This window comes from Nocardia noduli, assembly GCF_019038455.1.
GTDB classification, from domain to species: domain Bacteria; phylum Actinomycetota; class Actinomycetes; order Mycobacteriales; family Mycobacteriaceae; genus Nocardia; species Nocardia noduli.
In genome coordinates this window covers 1-21,658 of sequence record NZ_JAFMPL010000104.1, presented here as the reverse complement: position 1 = coordinate 21,658, position 21,658 = coordinate 1, and the positions used below count along the sequence as shown (strand labels likewise).

22 protein-coding genes and 1 pseudogene are annotated in these 21,658 nt (G+C 67.7%); 11 read left to right on the top strand and 12 right to left on the bottom strand.

The window, feature by feature from the left end:
* Positions 1-37: 37 nt before the first annotated feature.
* Genes JZ792_RS34010 through sdhC form a run of 4 tightly spaced genes read right to left on the bottom strand, consistent with a single transcriptional unit; the run spans position 38 to position 3,429 of the window.
* Positions 38-811, bottom strand: coding sequence for a succinate dehydrogenase iron-sulfur subunit (locus JZ792_RS34010; RefSeq protein WP_216917003.1), 774 nt, complete (start codon positions 809-811; stop codon positions 38-40).
* On the bottom strand, positions 811-2,577 hold the full coding sequence (gene sdhA, locus JZ792_RS34005; RefSeq protein WP_216917002.1) for a succinate dehydrogenase flavoprotein subunit: 1,767 nt from the start codon (positions 2,575-2,577) through the stop codon (positions 811-813). The genes JZ792_RS34010 and sdhA overlap by 1 nt, the downstream gene beginning before the upstream one ends.
* Positions 2,578-2,593: 16 nt before the next feature.
* A complete protein-coding gene (locus tag JZ792_RS34000; RefSeq protein WP_216917001.1) occupies positions 2,594-3,025 on the bottom strand; it encodes a succinate dehydrogenase hydrophobic membrane anchor subunit in 432 nt (143 codons plus the stop codon).
* 5 nt (positions 3,026-3,030) lie between these two features.
* Positions 3,031-3,429, bottom strand: a complete 399-nt coding sequence (gene sdhC, locus JZ792_RS33995) for a succinate dehydrogenase, cytochrome b556 subunit (RefSeq protein WP_216917000.1) — start codon at positions 3,427-3,429, stop codon at positions 3,031-3,033.
* A gap of 279 nt (positions 3,430-3,708) precedes the next feature.
* On the opposite strand from sdhC, the gene JZ792_RS33990 reads away from it, so the two are divergent.
* The 5 genes from JZ792_RS33990 (at position 3,709) to JZ792_RS33970 (ending at position 8,535) form a co-directional block, all read left to right on the top strand.
* Positions 3,709-4,110 carry a cytidine deaminase gene (locus JZ792_RS33990; RefSeq protein ID WP_216916999.1) on the top strand — a complete coding sequence of 134 codons (402 nt, stop codon included), beginning with the start codon at positions 3,709-3,711 and terminating at the stop codon, positions 4,108-4,110.
* A gap of 112 nt (positions 4,111-4,222) precedes the next feature.
* Positions 4,223-5,512: a thymidine phosphorylase gene (locus JZ792_RS33985; RefSeq protein WP_216916998.1), complete on the top strand. Its 1,290-nt coding sequence runs from the start codon at positions 4,223-4,225 to the stop codon at positions 5,510-5,512.
* Positions 5,513-5,658: 146 nt separating this feature from the next.
* Positions 5,659-6,756, top strand: coding sequence for an adenosine deaminase (locus JZ792_RS33980; protein ID WP_216916997.1), 1,098 nt, complete (start codon positions 5,659-5,661; stop codon positions 6,754-6,756).
* 137 nt (positions 6,757-6,893) lie between these two features.
* Positions 6,894-7,652: an SDR family oxidoreductase gene (locus tag JZ792_RS33975; protein WP_254190728.1), complete on the top strand. Its 759-nt coding sequence runs from the start codon at positions 6,894-6,896 to the stop codon at positions 7,650-7,652.
* A gap of 226 nt (positions 7,653-7,878) precedes the next feature.
* Positions 7,879-8,535, top strand: coding sequence for a hypothetical protein (locus JZ792_RS33970; protein WP_216916996.1), 657 nt, complete (start codon positions 7,879-7,881; stop codon positions 8,533-8,535).
* A gap of 51 nt (positions 8,536-8,586) precedes the next feature.
* Here JZ792_RS33970 and JZ792_RS33965 read toward each other — a convergent pair whose 3' ends face one another.
* Genes JZ792_RS33965 through JZ792_RS33945 form a run of 5 tightly spaced genes read right to left on the bottom strand, consistent with a single transcriptional unit; the run spans position 8,587 to position 12,096 of the window.
* Positions 8,587-9,834: a SatS C-terminal domain-containing protein gene (locus JZ792_RS33965; RefSeq protein ID WP_216916995.1), complete on the bottom strand. Its 1,248-nt coding sequence runs from the start codon at positions 9,832-9,834 to the stop codon at positions 8,587-8,589.
* Positions 9,835-9,860: 26 nt separating this feature from the next.
* Positions 9,861-10,208 (bottom strand): YbaB/EbfC family nucleoid-associated protein, encoded by a 348-nt coding sequence (locus JZ792_RS33960; RefSeq protein WP_216916994.1) that lies wholly within the window; start codon positions 10,206-10,208, stop codon positions 9,861-9,863.
* Between the two features lie 55 nt (positions 10,209-10,263).
* On the bottom strand, positions 10,264-10,626 hold the full coding sequence (locus tag JZ792_RS33955; RefSeq protein WP_109525561.1) for a hypothetical protein: 363 nt from the start codon (positions 10,624-10,626) through the stop codon (positions 10,264-10,266).
* Positions 10,623-11,774 carry a C40 family peptidase gene (locus tag JZ792_RS33950; protein ID WP_216916993.1) on the bottom strand — a complete coding sequence of 384 codons (1,152 nt, stop codon included), beginning with the start codon at positions 11,772-11,774 and terminating at the stop codon, positions 10,623-10,625. Before JZ792_RS33950 ends, JZ792_RS33955 begins: the two co-directional genes overlap by 4 nt.
* A 4-nt stretch (positions 11,775-11,778) precedes the next feature.
* Positions 11,779-12,096: a hypothetical protein gene (locus JZ792_RS33945; protein WP_109525563.1), complete on the bottom strand. Its 318-nt coding sequence runs from the start codon at positions 12,094-12,096 to the stop codon at positions 11,779-11,781.
* 210 nt (positions 12,097-12,306) lie between these two features.
* Here JZ792_RS33945 and upp point away from each other — a divergent pair, with 210 nt between their 5' ends.
* On the top strand, positions 12,307-12,930 hold the full coding sequence (gene upp / locus JZ792_RS33940) for a uracil phosphoribosyltransferase (RefSeq protein WP_216916992.1): 624 nt from the start codon (positions 12,307-12,309) through the stop codon (positions 12,928-12,930).
* A 48-nt stretch (positions 12,931-12,978) separates the two neighbouring features.
* Here the strand turns inward: upp and JZ792_RS33935 are convergent, their stop codons facing one another.
* Together JZ792_RS33935 and JZ792_RS33930 are read right to left on the bottom strand one after the other, a co-directional pair.
* Positions 12,979-14,514: a phospho-sugar mutase gene (locus JZ792_RS33935; RefSeq protein ID WP_216916991.1), complete on the bottom strand. Its 1,536-nt coding sequence runs from the start codon at positions 14,512-14,514 to the stop codon at positions 12,979-12,981.
* A gap of 34 nt (positions 14,515-14,548) precedes the next feature.
* Positions 14,549-15,328, bottom strand: coding sequence for a purine-nucleoside phosphorylase (locus tag JZ792_RS33930; protein WP_216916990.1), 780 nt, complete (start codon positions 15,326-15,328; stop codon positions 14,549-14,551).
* Positions 15,329-15,476: 148 nt separating this feature from the next.
* Between JZ792_RS33930 and JZ792_RS33925 the strand changes: the two genes are divergently transcribed.
* The 3 genes from JZ792_RS33925 (at position 15,477) to JZ792_RS33915 (ending at position 18,789) form a co-directional block, all read left to right on the top strand.
* Positions 15,477-16,181, top strand: coding sequence for an enoyl-CoA hydratase/isomerase family protein (locus JZ792_RS33925; protein WP_216916989.1), 705 nt, complete (start codon positions 15,477-15,479; stop codon positions 16,179-16,181).
* Positions 16,182-16,267: 86 nt separating this feature from the next.
* Positions 16,268-17,545 carry a M20 family metallopeptidase gene (locus JZ792_RS33920; protein WP_216916988.1) on the top strand — a complete coding sequence of 426 codons (1,278 nt, stop codon included), beginning with the start codon at positions 16,268-16,270 and terminating at the stop codon, positions 17,543-17,545.
* An 83-nt stretch (positions 17,546-17,628) separates the two neighbouring features.
* On the top strand, positions 17,629-18,789 hold the full coding sequence (locus JZ792_RS33915; protein ID WP_216916987.1) for a M20 family metallopeptidase: 1,161 nt from the start codon (positions 17,629-17,631) through the stop codon (positions 18,787-18,789).
* Between the two features lie 179 nt (positions 18,790-18,968).
* On the opposite strand, the gene JZ792_RS33910 is transcribed toward JZ792_RS33915, so the two are convergent.
* Complete coding sequence (locus tag JZ792_RS33910; RefSeq protein ID WP_109525569.1) at positions 18,969-19,445, bottom strand: gamma-glutamylcyclotransferase family protein; 477 nt, start codon at positions 19,443-19,445, stop codon at positions 18,969-18,971.
* A gap of 195 nt (positions 19,446-19,640) precedes the next feature.
* Here JZ792_RS33910 and JZ792_RS33905 point away from each other — a divergent pair, with 195 nt between their 5' ends.
* Entirely contained in the window at positions 19,641-21,047 is a 1,407-nt protein-coding gene (locus JZ792_RS33905) for an NAD(P)H-quinone dehydrogenase (RefSeq protein WP_216916986.1), read from the top strand.
* Positions 21,048-21,348: 301 nt separating this feature from the next.
* Positions 21,349-21,658, top strand: a pseudogene (locus JZ792_RS33900) (hypothetical protein); the annotation flags it as partial.

The window sequence follows — 21,658 nt, the reverse complement described above, 5'->3', positions numbered from 1 at the left end:
CTTTCGGTGGGACGGCCTGCGCGGCGCCTTCGTGGGGTCAGCGGGCGAACAGCAGTGCGCGCTTGACTTCCTGGATGGCCTTGGTGACCTCGATGCCACGGGGGCACGCGTCGGTGCAGTTGAAGGTGGTGCGGCAGCGCCACACGCCTTCGACGTCGTTGAGGATGTCGAGGCGTTCGCGGGCGCCCTCGTCACGGCTGTCGAAGATGAAGCGGTGCGCGTTCACGATCGCGGCCGGGCCGAAGTAGCTGCCGTCGCTCCAGTACACGGGGCAGGAGGTGGTGCAGCAGGCGCACAGGATGCACTTGGTGGTGTCGTCGAACCGGGCGCGGTCGGCCTGGCTCTGGATACGTTCGCGGGTGGGCTCGTTACCCGAGGTCATCAGGTAGGGCTTCACGGCGCGGAACGCGTCGAAGAACGGCTCCATGTTCACCACGAGGTCCTTCTCCACGGGCAGTCCGCGGATGGGCTCGACGGTGATGGTGAGGGCCTTGCCGTTCTTGGGCAGCATGTCCTTCATCAGGACCTTGCAGGCCAGCCGGTTCACGCCGTTGATCCGCATGGCGTCCGAACCGCAGACGCCGTGCGCACAGGAACGACGGAAGGTCAGCGTGCCGTCCAGGTAGGACTTGATATAGATGAGCACGTTGAGGAACCGGTCGGTCGACAGCACCGGCACCTGGAACGAATCCCAGTGCGCGCCTTTGTCGTCCTCAGGGTTGAACCGCGCCACCTTGACGGTGACCATGACCGATCCGTCGGGGACCGGAGCCGGTTTCTGCGAGGAGGGTGCCTCGGCTACAGCAGTCATCAGTACTTACGCTCCATCGGCTCGTAACGGGTCTGCACCACCGGCTTGAAATCGAGGCGGATGTCGGAGATCAGATCCGCACCCTCCTTGTAGGCCATCGTGTGCCGCATGAAGTTGACGTCGTCGCGGTCCGGGTAGTCCTCGCGGGCGTGGCCGCCCCGCGATTCCTTGCGGTTGAGCGCGCCGACGACGGTGACCTCGGCCAGTTCGAGCAGGAAGCCGAGCTCGACCGCCTCGAGCAGATCGCTGTTGTAGCGCTTGCCCTTGTCCTGCACGGTGATCCGCGCGTAACGCTCCTTGAGCGCGTGCACATCGGTCAGGGCCGTCTTGAGGGTGTCCTCGGTGCGGAACACGGCGGCGTTCATATCCATCGTGTACTGCAACTCGGTCCTGATGTCGGCGACGCGCTCGGTGCCGTGATCGGACAGGATCAGCTCCAGCCAGTCCTGCACCATCTTCGCCGGCGTCTCCGGCATCTCGACGAATTCGGTGCGCAGGGCGTATTCCGCCGCGGCGATACCGGCGCGCCGACCGAAGACGTTGATGTCGAGCAGCGAGTTGGTGCCGAGGCGGTTGGAGCCGTGCACCGAGACGCACGCGCATTCGCCCGCGGCGTACAGGCCGGGCACGACGTCGGTGTTGTTGCGCAGTACCTCGCCGCGGATCCGGGTCGGGATGCCGCCCATCACGTAGTGGCAGGTCGGCATGACCGGCACCAGTTCGTGCACCGGGTCGACGCCGAGGTAGGTACGGGCGAATTCTGTGATGTCGGGCAGTTTCTCCTCGAGCACGTCCGCGCCGAGGTGGGTCACGTCGATGTAGACGTAATCCTTGTTCGGACCGGCGCCGCGGCCTTCGAGCACCTCGAGCACCATCGAGCGGGCGACGATATCGCGCGGCGCGAGGTCCTTGATGGTGGGGGCGTAGCGCTCCATGAAACGTTCGCCGGATTCGTTGCGAAGGATGCCGCCCTCGCCGCGCACGGCCTCGGAGATGAGGATGCCGAGTCCGGCCAGGCCCGTCGGATGGAACTGGTGGAATTCCATGTCCTCGAGCGGCAGGCCCTTGCGGAACACGATCGCCATGCCGTCACCGGTCAGCGTGTGCGCGTTCGAGGTGGTCTTGTACATGCGCCCGGAGCCGCCGGTGGCGAAGATGATCGCCTTGGCGTGGAAGACGTGGATATCGCCGGTGGCCAGTTCGTAGGCGACGACGCCCGTCGCGACGGGGCCGCGGTCGCTCTCGCTCATGACCAGGTCGAGCACGTAGAACTCGTTGTAGAACTCCACGTCGTGCTTGACGCAGTTCTGGTACAGCGTCTGCAGGATCATGTGGCCGGTGCGGTCGGCGGCATAACACGCGCGCCGGACCGGGGCCTTGCCGTGATCGCGGGTGTGGCCGCCGAAGCGACGCTGGTCGATCTTGCCCTCGGGGGTCCGGTTGAACGGCAGACCCATCTTCTCGAGGTCCATCACCGCGTCGATGGCCTCCTTGGCCATGATCTCGGCGGCGTCCTGGTCGACGAGGTAGTCACCACCCTTGACGGTGTCGAAGGTGTGCCATTCCCAGTTGTCCTCTTCGACGTTCGCCAACGCCGCGCACATGCCGCCCTGCGCCGCGCCGGTGTGGCTGCGGGTCGGGTACAGCTTGGTCAGCACCGCCGTCCGGGTACGCGGGCCCGCCTCGATCGCCGCGCGCATGCCGGCGCCACCGGCGCCGACGATCACGACGTCATAGCGATGCTCCTGGATCCTGGAGTCACTCATGTGAGGTGGCCTGTTCCTAACTGATGTTGGGGTCGAAGGTGAAGATGACGTAGGTGCCGACGCTGACGATCAGGATCATCGAGATCGCGAGGGCGGTGTTCAGCCAGAACCGCGTCGAATCCTTGCGCGAGTAGTCCGCGATGACGGTGCGCAGGCCGTTGCCGCCGTGCAACTGGGCCAGCCACAGCATGCTGAGGTCCCAGATCTGCCAGAACGGACTCGACCAGCGCCCCGCGACGAAGGCGAAGTTGAGTCGTTTCACGCCGCCGTCGAGCAGCAGCATGATCGTCATGTGGCCGAGCACGAGCACGATCAGCAGCAGGCCGGAGAAGCGCATGAAAAGCCACGCGTACTTCTCGAAATTGTTGTTCGCGCGGGCGCGCGGGGAGCGGGGCAGGTCCAGGCTCGCGGGGCGGTCGTAGGACTTACCGAGTACAGGTGCGCTCATCGATATCAGTGCTCCGTGAACAGGTAGAAGAACATGCGGCCGATCGCCGGCGCGGCCAGCACCACGACGATCGCGAGAATGATCCAGAGCATCACGCGCTGGTACTTGGGACCCTTGGCCCAGAAGTCGACGAGGATCACCCGGACGCCGTTGAACGCGTGGAAGAGCACGCACACGACCAGGCCCATTTCCATCAACGCGACGATCGGGGTCTTGTAGGTCTCGATGGCCTCGTTGTACGTGTTCGGGCTGACGCGCACCAGCGCGGTGTCGAGCACGTGCACGAACAGGAAGAAGAAGAGGGTGACCCCGGTGATCCGGTGCAGCGCCCACGACCACATGCCGGGGTCGCCTCGGTACAGCGTCTTCCGCTTCGGCTGGGCCGGAGCTTCAATCGTGGTCATAGAGTGCGGTCGCCTCCAACGTCGTTGATGGACCCGGTTGCAAGTCCTAACGCAAGCTGCGTTGGGGGGTGAATGCCCAGGTGGCTACACTCCGGCCCGCCGCCGGGAACCTGAACCGATCTGTTCTGAACTCTAATCCCCTGGCATTGACGGAACTAATTCGGCGTGCCGTGCGTTGCGCTACATTGGACGGACTTAGGCTTACCTTTCTTGATGCGTAAAGGGGTGCGCCGTAGTCCTCTCGCGCCCGTATTCGGCTGGTCACAGGGGAGGGTCCTCATGTCGGAAATCGACTGGAATGTATTGCGCGACAATGCTATTGAAGTCATGCGCAAAGCGTATGCACCGTACTCGCGGTTTCCGGTCGGCGCTGCGGCTCTCAGTGGCGATGGTCGAATTGTGAGCGGGTGCAATGTGGAAAATGTCTCATATGGATTAGGCCTGTGTGCCGAATGTGTACTCGTCGGTAACTTATTCGTGACCGGTGGCGGGCGTCTCGTCGCCGTCTCCGTGAGCGATTCTCGCGGCGAAATCCTGATGCCGTGCGGTCGCTGTCGGCAACTGCTGTACGAACACGGCGGACCCGAACTCCTGGTCGATCATCGGGACGGTCCGGTGCCGCTGCGACAGTTGTTGCCCGACGCGTTCGGCCCCGACGATCTGGACGCCGGGCAGCGCTGATCTGTCGGCGCGGCCGGTCGGGCGGCTTCGGTGCGCCACGTGCGGCCGCCTGTCCCGAATCCGGTCGGCCTTCGAACGCCTGGGATGACGAATCCCGTGCCAGACTTTCGATGTGACGGCACTGGACGCGGTTTCCATCATCACGACCAAACGCGACGGCGGCGAACTGTCGGACGCGCAGATCGACTGGGTGGTCGACGCCTTCACCAGGGGCGAGGTCGCCGACGAGCAGATGTCGGCGCTGGCGATGGCGATCGTATGGCGGGGGATGACCAGGCACGAGACCGCCCGCTGGACCGCGGCGATGATCGCCTCGGGCAGCAGGATGGATTTCACCGATCTGCCCCGTCCGACCGTGGACAAACACTCGACCGGCGGTGTGGGCGACAAGATCACCCTGCCGCTGGCGCCACTGGTCGCGGCCTGCGGCGCGGCGGTACCGCAATTGTCCGGGCGCGGCCTCGGTCACACCGGCGGCACCCTGGACAAATTGGAATCCATTCCCGGTTGGCGCGCCGACGTGTCGGTGGCGCGAATGCGCGAAATCCTCACCGACCCGGCCATCGGCGCCGTGGTGTGCGCGGCGGGCGCCGATCTCGCGCCCGCCGATAAACGCCTCTACGCGTTGCGCGATGTCACGGGGACTGTCGAATCCATTCCGTTGATCGCGAGTTCGATCATGAGCAAGAAGATCGCCGAAGGCACCGCGGCGCTGGTCCTTGACGTCAAGGTCGGCTCGGGCGCCTTCCTGAAAACCCTCGACGGCGCGCGCGAACTGGCGAGCGCCATGGTCGGACTCGGCACCGATTCCGGGGTGCGCACCGTCGCGCTGCTCACCGCGATGGACACCCCGCTCGGAGATACCGCCGGTAACGCGCTCGAGGTCGAGGAATCGGTGCGGGTGCTCGCGGGCGGTGGTCCGGCCGACGTGGTCGAACTGACGTTGACGCTGGCCCGGGAGATGGTCGCGGCGGCGGGGATCGATATCGATCCGGCCGACGTTCTCGCCGACGGACGCGCGATGGATCACTGGCGCGCGATGGTCCGTGCCCAGGGCGGCGATCCGGACGCGGCGCTGCCGAGGGCCAGGCACACCGAGACCCTGCGCGCCGAGCGCGACGGCGTGCTGACCCGGCTCGACGCGATGGGTGTCGGCATCGCCGCGTGGCGTCTCGGTGCGGGACGGGTCAGACAGGGCGAACCGGTGCAATTCGGCGCGGGTGTGGAAATGCACGCCAAACCCGGCGATCCGGTGTCGGCGGGGCAGCCGCTGCTCACCCTGCACACCGATACCCCCGAAACCTTCCAGGGCGCCGTCGCCGCGCTGGCGGACGCCTACGCGATCGGGACGGACGCCCCGGCCCGGGTTCCGCTGGTACTCGACCGGATCGGCAACTCCTGAGCGAGGCCGTGGCGTCGGCGCAGGCGTGAGCGGCGTCTCGGGGCTTCGAACGCCGAAATGACCGCGAGCGTAATCACAGCCGCCCACGGTGTGACGTCTGTGCCAACTGCGCTGCCCGCGCCGTCGGGTGCGGCTAACGTGGATTCATGACAGGACCGATGCCTTTGACCCTTGCCTCGATCCGCCAAGCTCCCAAGGCACTGCTGCACGATCACCTCGACGGTGGTCTGCGGCCCGCGACCGTGCTGGAGCTCGCCGCCGATTGCGGTTACCACGACCTACCCGCCTCCGACGAGCAATCCCTCGGTGAATGGTTCCGCAACGCCGCCGACAGCGGTTCGCTGGAACGCTATCTCGAGACCTTCGCCCACACCGTCGCGGTGATGCAGACCCCGGAAGGCTTGCGCCGGGTCGCCAAGGAATGCGCGGAGGATCTCGCCGCCGACGGCGTCGTCTACGCCGAAGTGCGTTTCGCGCCCGAACAGCATCTGGAACGCGGGCTCAGCCTGGACGAGGTCGTCGAGCACACCCTCGCCGGATTCCGCGAAGGTGAGGCGGCCGCCGCGGCCGCCGGTCACCCGATCGTGGTGACCTGTCTGCTGACCGCCATGCGCCACGCGGCGCGGTCACGGGAGATCGCCGAACTCACGGTGCGCTGGCGCGATCGCGGTGTGGGCGGATTCGATATCGCGGGCGCCGAGGCGGGCTATCCGCCCAGCCGTCATCTCGACGCCTTCGAATACATGCGGGCCAACAGCGCGCATTTCACGATTCACGCCGGTGAGGCCTTCGGATTGCCGTCGATCCACGAGGCGCTGGCTTTCTGCGGCTGCGACCGTCTCGGTCACGGCGTGCGGATCACCGACGACATCCAGGTGCCGGGCGCGATCGAGGACGCGAAATTGGGGCGGGTGGCGAACTATGTGCGGGATATGCGAATCCCGCTCGAATTGTGCCCCTCGTCGAATGTGCAGACCGGTGCGGTGCCGTCCCTGGACAAACATCCGTTCGACCTGCTCGCCCGGCTGCGTTTCCGCGTCACCGTCAACACCGACAACCGATTGATGAGCGACACCACGATGAGCAACGAGATGCTCAAACTGGTCGAGACATTCGGTTACGGCTGGAGCGATCTGGAACGTTTCACCATCAACGCGATGAAATCCTCGTTCATCCCGTTCCCGGAACGGCTGCGGATCATCGACGACATCATCAAACCGGGATACGCGGTACTGCTCGGCTGAGCCGATCGGCGCGCTACCGCACAGGTCGGTCCGTGAGCCGGACCCGATGCGGTAGCGCGGTCCCGACTCCGATATGTCACACCGTGTGGCGCCGCCTCGTCTACTCGATGAACCGGATCGAGTCGGAGGAGAACGCAATGCGGATCGCGATTGTCGGAGCGAGTGGGCGGATCGGCCGCGAGGTCGTCGACGTGCTGAAGAACAGGGGCCACGACGTCGTGGCCGTCACCCGTTCGTCGGGCGTCGACGTCCATACCGGTCGAGGTCTCGAGCGGGCGCTGATCGGTGCGGAGGTGGTGGTGGACGCGGTGAACGCCGCGACCACCGAGACCGAGGCGGTGCGGGAGTTCTTCGGCACCGTCGCCACGAATGTGCAGCGTGCCGCCGCCGCGGCGGGGGTGCGCCGGATCGTGCTGGTCTCGATCATCGGCATCGATCCGTTCACCAGCGGTCACTACGCGGGCAAACTCGCCCACGAACACGGCTATCTGGCGGGACCGGTCCCGGTCCGCATCCTGCGCGCCGCGCAGTTCCACGAATTCACCGAGATGATGCTGGACTGGACGACCAGCGGCGACACCGCCCACGTGCCGGAGGTCCGCACCCAACTGGTCGCGGCCCGCACCGTCGCGGAACACCTGGCCGACCTGGCCGTCGACGAATCCGGTCCCGACCGCGTCGAGATCGCGGGCCCCGAGGCACTGAACCTCGCCGCGGCCGTCACGAAACTCGCGGCACGACGCGGTGCACCGGCGCGAGTGACCGAGATCTCCGACCGGAACGACCCCGACCAGCGACGCCAGGCCGAAGGCGCGTTGCTGCCCGGACCGGGCGCGATACCGACCGGCCCGACCTTCGACGAGTGGTTGGACCAGCACTACCCGCCGGTGAGGTAGTCGGCCTGATACTGGAGGTCGCGGTGTGGTTCGCCTTGCCCTCGATCGGCTTGCGGGACTGACCGGGCCTGCGGGACTGATTGCCTCGTGGACCTGACTTCCTTGTGGGACCGATCGGCTCGCGGGCCCGGCCGGGAGAACCGCGCGATTCCTCCGTGCGGCGCTGTGGACCGACGGATACCCCGCCCTATACGGCGCCGAGCGGGCATTCGCTAGCGTGCCCGACATGACAGTGCTGCAGGTTCCTCGCCGTTTCAACGGGCCGCCGGATTCCGCCAACGGCGGCTATCTGGGTGGGTTGCTGGCCGATCAGCACGATGCGGCGACCGTCACCGTGGTGCTGCGGAGTCCGCCTCCGCTGGATACCCCGCTGCTGGTGCGGGACGGGGCGCTGCTGCACGGTGACGTCGTGGTCGCCGAATCGAGTGTCGGCGTATTCGAGCACGAGGCGCCGCGTGCCGTGCCGTTTTCGACGGCGGGGGAGGCGTCGCGGTCGTACCGCTGCAACGAGACCTTCTCGAGCTGTTTCGTATGCGGCACCGCCCGCCCCGACGGTCTGCGCATCGAACCGGGACTGGTCGGGGAAGGTCTGGTGGCCTCGCAGTGGATTCCGGACGCGTCGCTGCCGATCGGCACCGCGATCGTGTGGGCGGCGCTGGACTGCCCCGGCGGCTGGTCGCTGCCGGATATGGTCGAACGCCCCGCCGTGCTCGGCAAGATGACCGCGATCGTGCCCGACCTGCCGGAGGTGGGCGAAGAGTGCGTCGCGGTCGGTGAACTCCACGGTGAGCAGGGACGCAAGGCGTTCGCGTCGTCGGCCGTCTACGGAGCTGACGGCCGACTGCTCGGCCGCGCCGAACAGGTGTGGATCCGGCTGAAATGATCGTGCGGCGCCGACCGGAATCGGTGCCGCACGATTCGTGCTCCGCCGCCCTTACTTCTGGACGATGCGCGCCTCGAAATTGCGTTCCAGCTCACGCCAGTTCTGCGCCTCCGCGGTGAACGGAGGATTCGGGGCCAGCCGGGTCGGGTCGGGATTGAGCAGGTAGGAGACGTACCAGCCGAGCGGGGTGGACTGGGCCAGCGCCTGCTCGACGGCATCGTCCTCGGCGTAGTCGGCCGCGTCGGTGAACAGTTCCACCGCCAGGTCGAGCTGGTCGATATCCACCGCTTCCGGACCCTGCGACAGATCGTCGGCCAGACCGTGCAGCACGTAGACGTTCTCGTCGGTGACCTCGATCTCGAGCGAGCCGTCCACCGCCGCGGTCTGCACATCGCTGTAGGTGCTGACCCTGGACAGATCGTGTTCGTGATCGTCGGCCAGGTAGCGCGCCAGCGCCCGCTCCGAGCCGAAGGTCGAGATCGCGCCGTCCTTGCCGAGGAAGATCGGCTCGTCGTCGAGGTAACAGCGCAGCGTGAAGAGTTCGCCGTCGGAGGTGATGATCTTCACCGGGTCGATGCCGACCTCGTTCCAGAACGTCTCGTCCTCGTCCTCGTCGTCATCCGCGTCGAGGTCGACCGGCTCGAATTCCTCGTCCTCCTCGCTGTCGGCCGCGTCGTCGGCGTCGATGACGTTCTCCTCGGCCGCCAGCAGTTCCGCCTCGGCGACCGAGAGGGCCGTCGCGTCGACCTCGGGGGTGGAGACCACCGAGTCGATGGCGTCGAGTACGGCGTCCCAGTCCTTGGCGATGGCCGCGCCGATCTGGATCCACAATTCCTCGCCGTCACGACCGACGAAGGAACTCACGCCAGCGGGCAGTGCGCCGAGCACCGGGTGGGAGCTGAAGAATTTGGTGACGACCTCCAGCTCACAGACCTCGCCGATATTGCGCACCATCTCGAGGGTGTCCTCGAGTTCGGCGATGGACTCGACCTCGGGGTCACCGGCGGCCAGCTCGGGAACCGCGACGAGATCGAAGGAGTGATTCTCCTCCGGCTCCAATTCGGCCGCCGACAACGCCACCACGATCTTCCAGGCCGGATGATCGACGAGGTCGTTATCGGAGTTGGTTCGTATGAACGCGGCGAGCTCCGCCACGGACTCGAAACCGTACAGCGAATCCTCGTGTCCGAGGAACGCCTCCCACTCGTCGTCGCCGTCCCGCCAGCGCGGTGCCCACAGTGTGACGAGATCGCCGTCGGTCAGGCCGAGCTCGATCGGGACGATGTCTCCAGAAGCCATGTGCGGAAGCCTATCGACCTTCCGTGTCAGGCACTATCCGGCCCGCCCCCAACGCTGCCGTTCGCGTCGGATGTGGCGGGTGCGAACGACTCGTTCAGTGTCGCAACGACCTTCGAGCGCTGTGCGCCCGCGTCCTCGGAAGCCTGCCTACAGGCCCAGATGATCAGCTGACCGACATCGCCGGGAGCCATCGATGTGACGGCCTCCGACAGCGAGAGTCCGACCAACGCGCCGTCGCTGTTCACCTCGACACTGACCGCCCCGTCGTCGGTGGTGAACTGGCCGCGTACCTGCTTGAGGCCGTAGAGCGCGGCCTCGAGCGCCTCCAGTTTCGACGTCGCGTTCGCGACCAGCGCGTCCATTTCCGCACTCATACCTGTGCCCGCCTGCCACTCGGTTCCGTACGGATCGCCCCTGCCTCCGGCTCGGTCATACCGGCCTCATCCAGCTCGTCGGCCCGGTGTCGGCGTCGTCGATCCGGTCCAGCTCATCGACCGCCTGCTGTCTGGTCGGCAACCCGAGCCGGTCCAGGATGTCGGCGGGCATTCCGGCCTCGGTGAGCACCTCACGGCGCCTGGCCCGCGCGGCGACGGTGGACCGCTGCGTCAGGCGCAGGATCTCACCGGCGAGAGCCTGTGCGCCGTAACGGTATTCACTGCGCTCGAATTTGATCTCGACGGGCATGCCCTGATCGGTCGCCCGCACCGCGATGGTGCCCGACCTGTTGGTGCTGCCCGCGACCGTGACATTCGGCACCGGCTGCGACTGCTGCGGATCCACCGGCGTACTCATTCGGTGGGCCTGTAGAAGCCGTAGAACTCCATACCAATGTTCTCCGTTCGAATGGAACTGACCGAGACCGGGTCGCCGGCCTCGACGAGCTGCCCGTTGCCGACCACCATGGCGACGTGGCCGTCCCATACGGCCAGATCGCCCGGCATCAGATCGCCGGGTGACACCTGCGGGTGTCCGATGTGCTGTTCCTGGGCCAGACGCGGCAGTTCGACGCCCGCCTCGCCGTAGGCGTATTGCGTCAGGCCGCTGCAGTCGATACCCGATCCGGGGCTGTTGCCGCCCCAGACGTACGGGGTGCCGACCGCGCCGAGCGCCGATTTGACCGCCGTCGCGGCCTTCTCGTTCGGCGCTTCGACCGTGCTGCCGTCGGGCAGGGTGATCTTCACGCCGGTGCCGTCGGATGACGTCGATTTGGCCGTGTCGGTATTACTCGGCGTGGCCGAGGTGCCGGTGCTCGATTTGCTCGCGGCGGGCGTCGTCGCCGACGACGAGGCGGTGCTCAGCGATTTGCCGACGGTGCTCACCATGCTGCCCGCGCCGCTCGCGAGACCGAGCAGCCCGCTGACACCCGAGTTCACCCCGGAGGTGAGACCGGAGGTGAGACCGGAGGCCAGATTGCTCGGGACCGAAGCCAGGGAGGTCGACGGCGGCGGTGTCAGCGAGTTCATCGCCTGGGTCTGGGTGTTGAGTTCGGTCTGAGTGCGGTTGACCACGCTCAGCCCCTGATTCAGGTGGTCGATCGCGGAGCCGACCAGCACCGTGAAGCCCTGCGGGGTGGCGATGGCGGGGCCGAGGCTCGACGCTTGGGTGAGGAAGGACTGGACGATGCCGTTCAGATCCTTCTGGCCCGTTTCGACCTGCACGGCGGCCTGATCGACCACGGTCGCCATCTCGGTGCCGCGATCGGAGATGGTCGCGGTCGAGGTCTGCACCCGCAACGCCTTCGACGTCGCGGCATCGGCGGCGACCCCGTCCCAGGCGACGTTCATCTGGTTGATGCTGTTGCGGCTCAACTGATGTAGCTGATCCAGCACCGTGGAGGTGGAGTTCAGCGCGTCCGAAGGCCCGCCCGTCGGCAGCACGCCGGAGCCGAAGCTGGAGAGCAGATCCAACAGCGGCTTGGCCAGCACGTTGATATCTATCACCGGCTCATCCGTCCAGATCTGTTGTCTTCAGCGCGGCGGCGTTGTTCAGGTCCGTTTCGGTGAGCACGGTCGCCGCGCCCGCCGTGGCGCCACCCAGGCTCGACAGCACCGCCGAGAGCTGACCGATGGAGGCGATATGCCCCGCGTGGGCGGCCGCGTAGGCGGTCATGAAATCACCACCGATGAGGCCCATGATCGGTCCGAGCAGCGCCGGGTTCGCGGCCGCCGCACTGGCCGCGGCCCCCGCCATCTCACCCGACATCACCTCGGCGGTCGCGCTATAAGCCGCAATGCCTTCGGCGTCCGCCGACATCTTTCGCATAGTGCTTCCCCCATCCGTTGTTCCCAGGCAGAGTACGTCATCCACCTAGTTCGACGCGCTGCGTTCCCGATCGGTTCCCGCTCGTTCGGAAAATTTCGGGTCGGCGATCGGACCGGATGCGCGCCGTTCCCTGTGTCGTTGTATCCCTGTGTCGCGGCGTACTCCTCGCGATGTACTCCACCCCGCTGCCGACGACCTTATCGTTCCCTCATGCGCACGCACACCGTGGACCACCCACTCGCCGCCGCCCTGCTCACGACCATGCGCGACGCGCGCACACCCAATTCCGGGTTCCGCGCGGCACTGCGCGATCTCACCGCGATCCTCATCTACGAGGCATTGCGTGAGGCTCCTGCCACCCGTTTCGACGTCACCACACCCGTCGCCGTCGCCGAGGGCGTGCGGCTGGCCGCGCCGCCGCTGCTGGTACCGGTGCTGCGCGCGGGGCTCGGCATGATCGACGCGGCATCGGCGCTGATCCCGGACTCCAGGGTCGGATTCGTCGGCATCGCCCGTGACGAGGACAGTCACCAGCCCGTTCCCTACATGGAATCGCTGCCCGCCGATCTCGCCGAGATCCCGGTCTACGTACTGGATCCGATGCTGGCCACCGGCGGTTCCATGCGCCACACCCTGGAACTGCTCGTCGCTCGCGGCGCCACCGACATCACCGCGGTCTGCGTGGTCGCCGCCCCCGAAGGCATTGCCGCGCTCGCCGATTCGGGGTTGCCGGTCCGGCTGGTCACCGCCGCTGTCGACGCGGGCCTGAACGAGAACGCCTATATCGTTCCCGGCCTCGGCGACGCGGGTGACCGGCAGTTCGGTCCGCGCTGAGCCGAGTCGTTCCGAACATTTCCGGAGGCACGCACCGGCGGCCGGGTGTCAGAGACTTTCGCAGAATTCCCGCAGTCGCGAAAGGCGTTCGTCCGCACGATCTCTCGCTGCTTCCAGCCCCGCTCGTCCGGACACCGGTTCGACCACTTCCAGATAGCATTTGAGTTTCGGCTCGGTCCCCGACGGCCGGATCACGACCCGGATGCCACTGCCGTCGAAGATCAACGCGTCGGTCCGCATCCGGCCACGCACCCGGAGTTGGTCGGTGTATTTCACCGGCTCGCCCGCGATCTCGTCGGGAGGGGCCGCGCGCAGCCGGTCGACCACGGCGGCCGCCGCCGAGATGTCGGGCAGTCGCAGCGAGACCTGGTCGCCCGCGTGCACGCCGAATTCGACGGCGTAATCGTCCAGTTCGTCGGTCAGGGTGCGTCCGACGGCCGCGAGGCGGGCCACCAGGTCGGCGGTGAGCACGGCGGCGGTGATCCCGTCCTTGTCGCGCACCGCCGCCGGGTCGACGCAGTGTCCGATGGCTTCCTCGTAGGCGTAGACGAGTCCGTCACCCGCGCGGGCCAGCCATTTGAAACCGGTCAGCGTCTCCGCGTAACGCCCGCCCCTGGCCTCGGCCAGTTCGGAGAGCAGTCGGGAGGAGACGATGGTGGTCGCCACCAGGGAGCCGGGCGGCGCGGTGCGCAGGACGTCGTCGCCGAGCAGCACGCCGGTCTCGTCGCCGCGCAGCATCCGCCGACCGCGCGGCCCGCGGATGCCGACGGCGCAGCGGTCGGCGTCGGGGTCGAGTGCGATCGCCACGTCGGCGTCGACGCGCTCGGCGAGGGCCAGCAGCAGATCGGCCGCGCCCGGCTCCTCCGGATTCGGGAAGGCGACGGTGGGGAAGTCCGGGTCGGGCTCGAATTGCTCCGGCACGACGTGCACATCGGTGAATCCGGCGGCACCGAGCGCGGCGACCGCGGTCGCGCCGCCGACACCGTGCAGCGCGGTCAACGCGATCCTGATATCGGCGCGCTCGCCCGGTCCGCCGATCGTGGCGGGCACCCGCGCGGCGCGCGCGAGATAGCGCCGCACGATCTCCTCGCCCGGATCGTCACCGAGCGCGGCGCGCACACGCGTGTCCGTCGAACCCGAGGCGGGATCCGCGCGCGGGATCGGCTCGCGCACCGCGTCGATCGCCGCCTCGATCTCGGCGTCGGCGGGCGGGATCAGTTGCGCGCCGCCGTCGAGGAAGACCTTGTAGCCGTTGTCGGTCGCCGGATTGTGCGACGCGGTGATCTGCACGCCCGCGACCGCCCCCGACTCCCGCACCGCGAAAGCCACCAGCGGTGTGGGCAGCGGGCGCGGCAGCATCAGCACCGAGAAACCGGCGGCGGCGAAGACCTCCGCGGTGACCTGCGCGAATTCGGCGGAACCGTGGCGCGCGTCGCGGCCGACGATCACGATCCCACCTCCGAGGCACCGCCCGCGCAGCCAGTCGGCCAACCCGGCGGTAGCCCTGGCGACGGTGTCGACGTTCATGCCGTCGGGGCCGTCCTGGAGCGGACCGCGCAGGCCCGCCGTGCCGAAACGCAACATCAGTCGATCCTCGCCGACATCGTCACGCTCACCGTCACAGTTGCTCGAGGATGCCGCGCAGCAGTTTGCCCAGGCGCGGTGCCGCCGCGTGCCCTTCGGCGAGTACCTCGGCGTGCGACAGGTGCTCACCGGTCACGCCCGCGGCCAGATTGGTGACCAGGGAGATGCCGAGCACGCGGGCTCCCAGCGCCCGGCACGCGATGGCCTCGAGCACCGTCGACATGCCGACCAGATCCGCGCCCATGGTGCGCAGCATCCGGATCTCGGCGGGTGTCTCGTACTGCGGACCGGTCAGGCCCGCGTAGACGCCCTCGGTCAGGTCGGGGTCCATCTCGCGTGCCAGCGCCCGCAGTTCGGGGTCCCACGCGTCGACCAGGTCGACGAACGAGGCGCCCTCGAGCGGTGTCCGTCCGGTGAGATTGAGGTGGTCGCCGATCAGGACCGGTTCGCCGACCCGGAGGCCGTCGCGGATTCCGCCCGCGGCGTTGGTGAGCACCACGGTGTCCGCGCCCGCGGCGACGGCCGCGGTGACGGGGTGCACGACCTGCGCGGGCGCGTAACCCTCGTACAGGTGCTGGCGTCCCATGAGCAGCAGCACGGGCGTGTTGTCGACGGCGAGCGAATGCACCATGCCGACGTGTCCCTGTGCGCTCGGCACTCCGAATCCGGGCAGTTCCGGCATGGCGACCGAGGCGCGTGGCGTTCCGATCTCCGCGGCGGCGTCCTGCCAGCCCGACCCGAGAACCACCGCGACCCGGTGGCGTTCGACTCCGGTACGTTCGGCGATCGCCTGGGCGGCCTGTTCGGCAAGCATGAACTCACTCTATTCGACGGTCTCCGAACGCGAGCGACGTAGTCGCCGCCACCGGGAACGTCCCGGCGCGCGGCCGGGCCGCATCGCGTCGCGCGGACCGGCTACCCGCGAGTAGGACTCGCCGCGACAGCCCGATAAGCTGCGCCGCATGCCGTATCTGGAGCGCGAGGCAGATGTGTTCGTCCTGTACCTCGGGAACGAGGGACAGACCGACAGCGAGAACCGCTTCCACCCCGATTGGATCGACGAATTCCACGGGCTGCTCGACGAGGTCGAGGCGAGCGAGGGTCCCGCGGCGCTGGTCACCCTCGCCACCGGCAAGTTCTACAGCAACGGCCTCGACACCGACTGGCTCTTCGGCAACCTCGACCACATGCACGACTACCTCGATCGCGTGCACGGCGTCTTCGCCCGATTGCTCACCTTCCCGCTGCCGACCGTTGCCGCGATCAACGGCCACGCCTTCGGCGCGGGCGCGATGCTTTCCACCTCGCACGATTTCCGGGTGATGCGCTCCGATCGCGGTTTCTGGTGCCTGCCCGAGGTGCATCTCGGCATGCCTTTCACCGTCGGGATGAACGCGCTGCTGACCAACCGGCTGAGCAACCAGGTCTGCGTGCAGGCGATGACCACCGGGCATCGCTACCCCGCCGATCAGGCCGCGGCCGCGGGCATCGTCGACGACCTCGCCGCGCCCGAGGTGTTGCTGGAGACCGCCGTCGCCCGCGCGGCGGCACTCGCGAGCAACCGCAAGCCGAATCTGCCGGTGATCAAGCGCGCGCTGCACGCCGGGTCGTTGGCCGGGCTCGCCGTCCCCAACACCAGGGAGAACCTGGCCTTCGCCGCGGGGTAGACGAGCCACGCGAGAGCCCGGGGTCCACGGCGCGGAGCCGGGCGCAGCGTGCAACCGCCGCGACCCGTAGTGCGAGACTGTGTCGCATGCCACCACCGCGTAGCGGGCACGAGGAAACGCGCGGCGATCTCGCGCGCGCAGACAGGGCAGTGGCCGAGCACGCCGACGGGACCCGGGCGACGACGAGCGCCTTCGACGCCTCGGACGCCGCGATCGACGCCGCCACCGGACGTCTCGTCGAGCTGTCCCACGCCATCCACGCCGAGCCGGAACTGGCGTTCGAGGAGACGCGCAGTGTCGCCAAGACGGTGGCCCCGCTGATCGAGCGCGGTTTCCAGGTCGATCTCGGCGTCGCCGATCTGCCGACCGCGTTCCGCGCGACCTACGGCAGCGGCGATCTGACGATCGGCATCTGCGCCGAATACGACGCCCTGCCCGAGATCGGCCACGCCTGCGGGCACAACATCATCGCCGCGGCGGCGGTCGGGACGGGTCTGGGCCTCGCCGAGGTGGCCGACGAACTCGGTATCACGGTGATCGTGCTCGGCACGCCCGCCGAGGAGAGCGGCGGCGGCAAAGTGCTGATGCTGGAGCGCGGCGTCTTCGACGACGTGGCGATGGCGATGATGGTCCACCCCGGTCCGGTCGACATCGCGGGCGCCAGATCGCTCGCTCTCGCCGATATCGGGGTGGTCTTCCACGGCCGCGAAGCCCATGCGAGCGCGTCGCCCGAACTGGGCCGTAACGCGGGGGACGCGGTCACCATCGCGCAGGTAGCTCTGGGCTTGCTACGTCAACATATCCAGCCTGGCCAGCAACTTCACGGTATAGTCGGCGACGGTGGCGTAGCCCCCAATATCGTGCCCGGACGTGCGGAACTGCTGTACTACCTACGCGCAGCGGATTCCGTATCCCTCGATGAACTGATGCGACGCGCATCGGCTTGTTTCGAGGCGGGCGCACTGGCAACGGGCTGCACCCACGAAATCCGGACGCTCGCCCCGACATATACCGAGCTGACGCCCGATGCGGCACTACTGTGTGCCTATCGTGAGCGAATCGCCGACCTGGGTCGGGTGCCGATCGCACCGGAACTCGAGGCGCGGCGCCCGCTCGGCAGTACCGATATGGGCAATGTCACCAACGTCATCCCCGGCATCCATCCGGTGATCGGCATCGATGCCGGTGGTGCGGTGACACATCAGCCAGGCTTCGCCGCGGCCAGTGTCAACGCCTCGGCGGATCGCGCGGTCACCGATGGCGCGCTCGCGCTCGCGCGTACCGCTATCGCGATCGCGCGCGATGAAGTACAGAGAGACAGGTTGTTGGAACGTCTGGTTCGACGACAGGAGGAAGTTCGGTGAGCACAACCGGCCGATCGTCGGCGCATGCGGAAGGGAGCGCGTGTGCGACCACGGAGGGCCCGGGGGGCGCGGGAGTGGCGGATATGAGCGGGTCGGAGGTCGTCGACGCGTGGCTGGCCGAGCACACGGTCGATCTGATCCAGTGGCGGCGGCACATCCACGCCAATCCAGAACTGTCCCGCACCGAATTCGCCACGACCGAGTTCATCTCGACGTGGCTGACCAAGGCCGGGTTGACACCCCAGAAGATGCCGGGCGGCACCGGTCTGATCTGTGACGTCGGCCCCGTCGACGCCCCGCGCATCGGTCTGCGCGCCGATATGGACGCCCTGCCGTTACAGGAGTTCACCGGACTCGGCTTCGCCTCGACGGTGCCCGGAGTCTCGCACGCCTGCGGTCACGACGCCCACACCGCGATCCTGCTCGGCACCGCGCTCGCGCTGGCCGAGATCGATCTGCCGGTCGGCGTGCGGTTCGTCTTCCAGCCCGCCGAGGAGGTCATGCCGGGCGGAGCCATCGACATGGTCGCGGCGGGTGCGATGGAAGGCGTCGACCGGATCTTCGCCCTGCACTGTGATCCTCGTCTCGAGGTCGGCCGGATCGGCATCCGGGTCGGCGCGATCACCTCCGCCGCCGACACCGTGGAGTTGGTACTCGATTCCCCCGGCGGCCACACCTCGCGCCCGCACCTGACCAGCGACCTGGTCTACGCCATCGGCACCGTCATCACCGGCCTGCCCGGCCTGCTGAGCCGTCGCATAGACCCCCGCACCAGCACCGTGATGGTCTGGGGCGCCGTCTCGGCGGGCAAGGCCCCCAACGCCATCCCTCAGACCGGCATGCTCACCGGCACCGTCCGCACCGGAGATCACGCCACGTGGTCGCTGCTGGAGCCGATGGTCAACGAGATCGTCGACGGCCTACTCGCTCCCACCGGCGTGCGCTACCAGCTCAACTACCGCCGCGGCGTCCCCCCGGTGGTCAACGACGAGCACTCCACCCGGATGTTCGAGGACGCCATCCGCGCCCTCGGCCCCGACGCCCTCGCCGACACCCCCCAATCCGGCGGCGGCGAGGATTTCTCCTGGTACCTCGAAGAGGTACCGGGCGCCATGGCCCGCCTCGGCGTCTGGTCCGGCGAAGGCGAACAACTCGACCTGCACCAGGCCACCTTCGACCTCGACGAACGCGCCCTCGCCGTCGGCGTCCGAGCCCTGAGCAACATCATCCTGCAAGCAGGATGAACAACACCCGCCCGGAGCGCGCCGCCCACCAGTAACCCGCCCGGCGCGAGCCTTACGAGCGCCCGTTCGCGGCCGTCTCGCGTCCGAGCGGTCGAGACAATGCGACGCAGTCGCGAGTATCGACCGCTCGGACGCGAGACAAAAGGGGCCGCGAACCCGCGGCCCCGGCCGCCGAGAATTCAGCTGAAGTTTCCCGGCCCTACGTTGCGGCTGTTCCTGGTTCGCAGCGCGTGCACGTACTCCGCTGGCGCGCCTGCTTTTTCGGCCGCGTCGGCCATCACGCCGATGTATCGGGCGGAGGGTAGTCCGCCTTCGTAGGCGTCGAGGACGTACAACCACGCCAGGCGCGGTTCGGTCCCGCTGCCCGGGCTCGGGGTGACGCGTAGCCGGATCTTCTTGTGGATTCCGAAGTCCGAACCTTCCCAGCGGTCCAGCCTGTCCTCGTCCTCCGGCGAGACGTCGTAGAGCACGACGAAAACCCGGGATCCTGGTTCCTCGACGACCGTCGCCAGCGGTCCTTCCCACCCGATGTCGTCGCCGGCGAAGGTGAGTCGCCAGCCCTCCAACCAGCCCGTTCCGGACATGGGGGAGTGCGGACAGCGCTCGAGCATCTGGGACGAGTCCATGTTCGACCCGTAGGCGGCGTAGATCGGCACGGTGAAAGGGTAGCCAATAAGATCGGCGGATCGCTCATATCCCGCCCAGAGTGCCCTGTGCGAGTGTCATCTGTTGCCGCGTTCGATGGTCGCGCGCGTCTGATGAGGTCGAGTCGGCAGTGGTTGCCGGGTGCTCGCCCGATAACGTTGTCTGTGCGCCGGAGATCCCGGTCGACAGCCCAAGCGGAGGTGTTCATGACCCGCATTGCCATCATCGGTGGCGGTCCCGCCGGTTACGAAGCGGCGCTGGTCGCGGCCCAGCACGGCGCCGATGTGACGCTCGTCGACCGTGATGGCATCGGCGGTGCGTGCGTGCTGTGGGATTGCGTTCCGTCGAAGACGTTCATCGCCTCGACCGGGGTGCGCACCGATCTGCGCCGCGCCAAGGACCTGGGCATCACGCTGGATCCGAGTCAGGCTGCCGTGGAGTTGCCGGAGGTGAACTCGCGGGTGAAGGCGCTCGCGCTGGCGCAGTCCTCCGATATCCGGTCCAAATTGCAATCGGCGGGTGTGAGAGTTGTCTCCGGTCGCGCGCGGATGACCGAGCCCGCCGTCGGACTGTCGACGACGCACCGGGTGTTCGTGTCGCGTGGCGAGGGTGGTGAGCGGGTGCTGGAGGCCGAGGTGGTGCTGATCGCCACCGGTGCCAGTCCCCGGGTGCTGCCGGGCGCCGAACCCGACGGTGAGCGGATCCTGAACTGGCGTCAGCTCTACGACCTGCGCGAACTCCCGGAAACGTTGGTGGTGGTCGGTTCCGGTGTCACCGGCGCCGAATTCGTCTCCGCTTATACGGAATTGGGCGTGCGGGTGAAATTGGTCTCCAGTCGTGACCGGGTGCTGCCCGGTGAGGACGCGGACGCGGCGCTGGTGCTGGAGGAGGCGCTGGCCGAGCGCGGTGTGGAACTGGTCAAACACGCGCGAGCGGACGCGGTCGAGCGCACCGCCGACGGCATCGTGGTGAAACTCTCCGACGGTCGCACCGTGACGGGCACGCACGCCCTGATGACCGTCGGTTCCACGCCCAATACCGACGATCTCGGCTTGGACCAGGTCGGTATCGAGTTGGATCGTGGCGGCTATCTGCGGGTCGACCGGGTGTCGCGTACCTCGGTGCCCGGTATCTACGCCGCGGGCGACTGCACGGGCCTGTTGCCGCTGGCCTCGGTGGCCGCGATGCAGGGCCGGATCGCGATGTATCACGCGCTGGGCGAGGGTGTCAGCCCGATCCGGCTGAAGACGGTCTCCTCCGCGGTGTTCACCCGCCCGGAGATCGCGACGGTCGGCGTGAGCCAGACCGCCATCGACAACGGTGAGACCCCGGCACGCACGGTGATGCTGCCGCTGAACACCAATCCGCGCGCGAAGATGTCGGGGCTGCGCAGGGGTTTCGTCAAGATCTTCTGTCGCCCCGCGACGGGTGTGGTGATCGGCGGCGTCGTCGTCGCGCCCATCGCCTCGGAGTTGATCCTGCCGATCGCGCTCGCGGTGCAGAACAACCTCACCGTCAACGATCTGGCCCAGACGTTCTCGGTGTATCCGTCGCTGTCGGGTTCGGTGATCGAGGCGGCGCGCCAGTTGATGCGTCATGACGACTTGGATTGACACGGGTCCGCCCCCTCGGTAGCGATGCTCCGAGTGTGCTTGTTACCGGCTGGGATTCATCGCGTTGCCTGTCGGCCGAACATATGGTTGACTCCGGGCAGGGATGCGATCGGGCGGCGGTCGCTGGTTCTGTCGTGGGGGGAAGCTTCTTTCCAAACGGGAACGGCGAACAGCCCGAGGGTCGTGCTACGACGACCGCGTGTCTCGTCAGGGACAACTGAGTGCGACCGCGTGCGGCCGCACCCGAAAAGGGGAATTGCGAAAAGTGAAACATCGTAAGCCGAGTCGGGCGCAGCGAACGATGGCGGGGACGTCGTTGCCGCTGGCCGCCGCGGCAGCCGTGGCTACTCTTCTCGCGGCGCCCGCGGGGGCGGTTCCGAACGATCCGACCACGCCCACCACTCCCGCCCCGGCCCAGCCGGGTACCGAGACGCCACCGGAGACGCCGACCGAATCCGCGCCGGGGACCGCGAAACCCGATCCGGCCAAACCTGAATCGAAGCCGACGCCCAGCCAGCCGGGTATCACCACCCCGGATCCGGATCAGGTCATGCCCGATCCGAAGAAGGATCCGAAACTCGCGGCTCCGACGCAGCCGGGTGTCACCACCC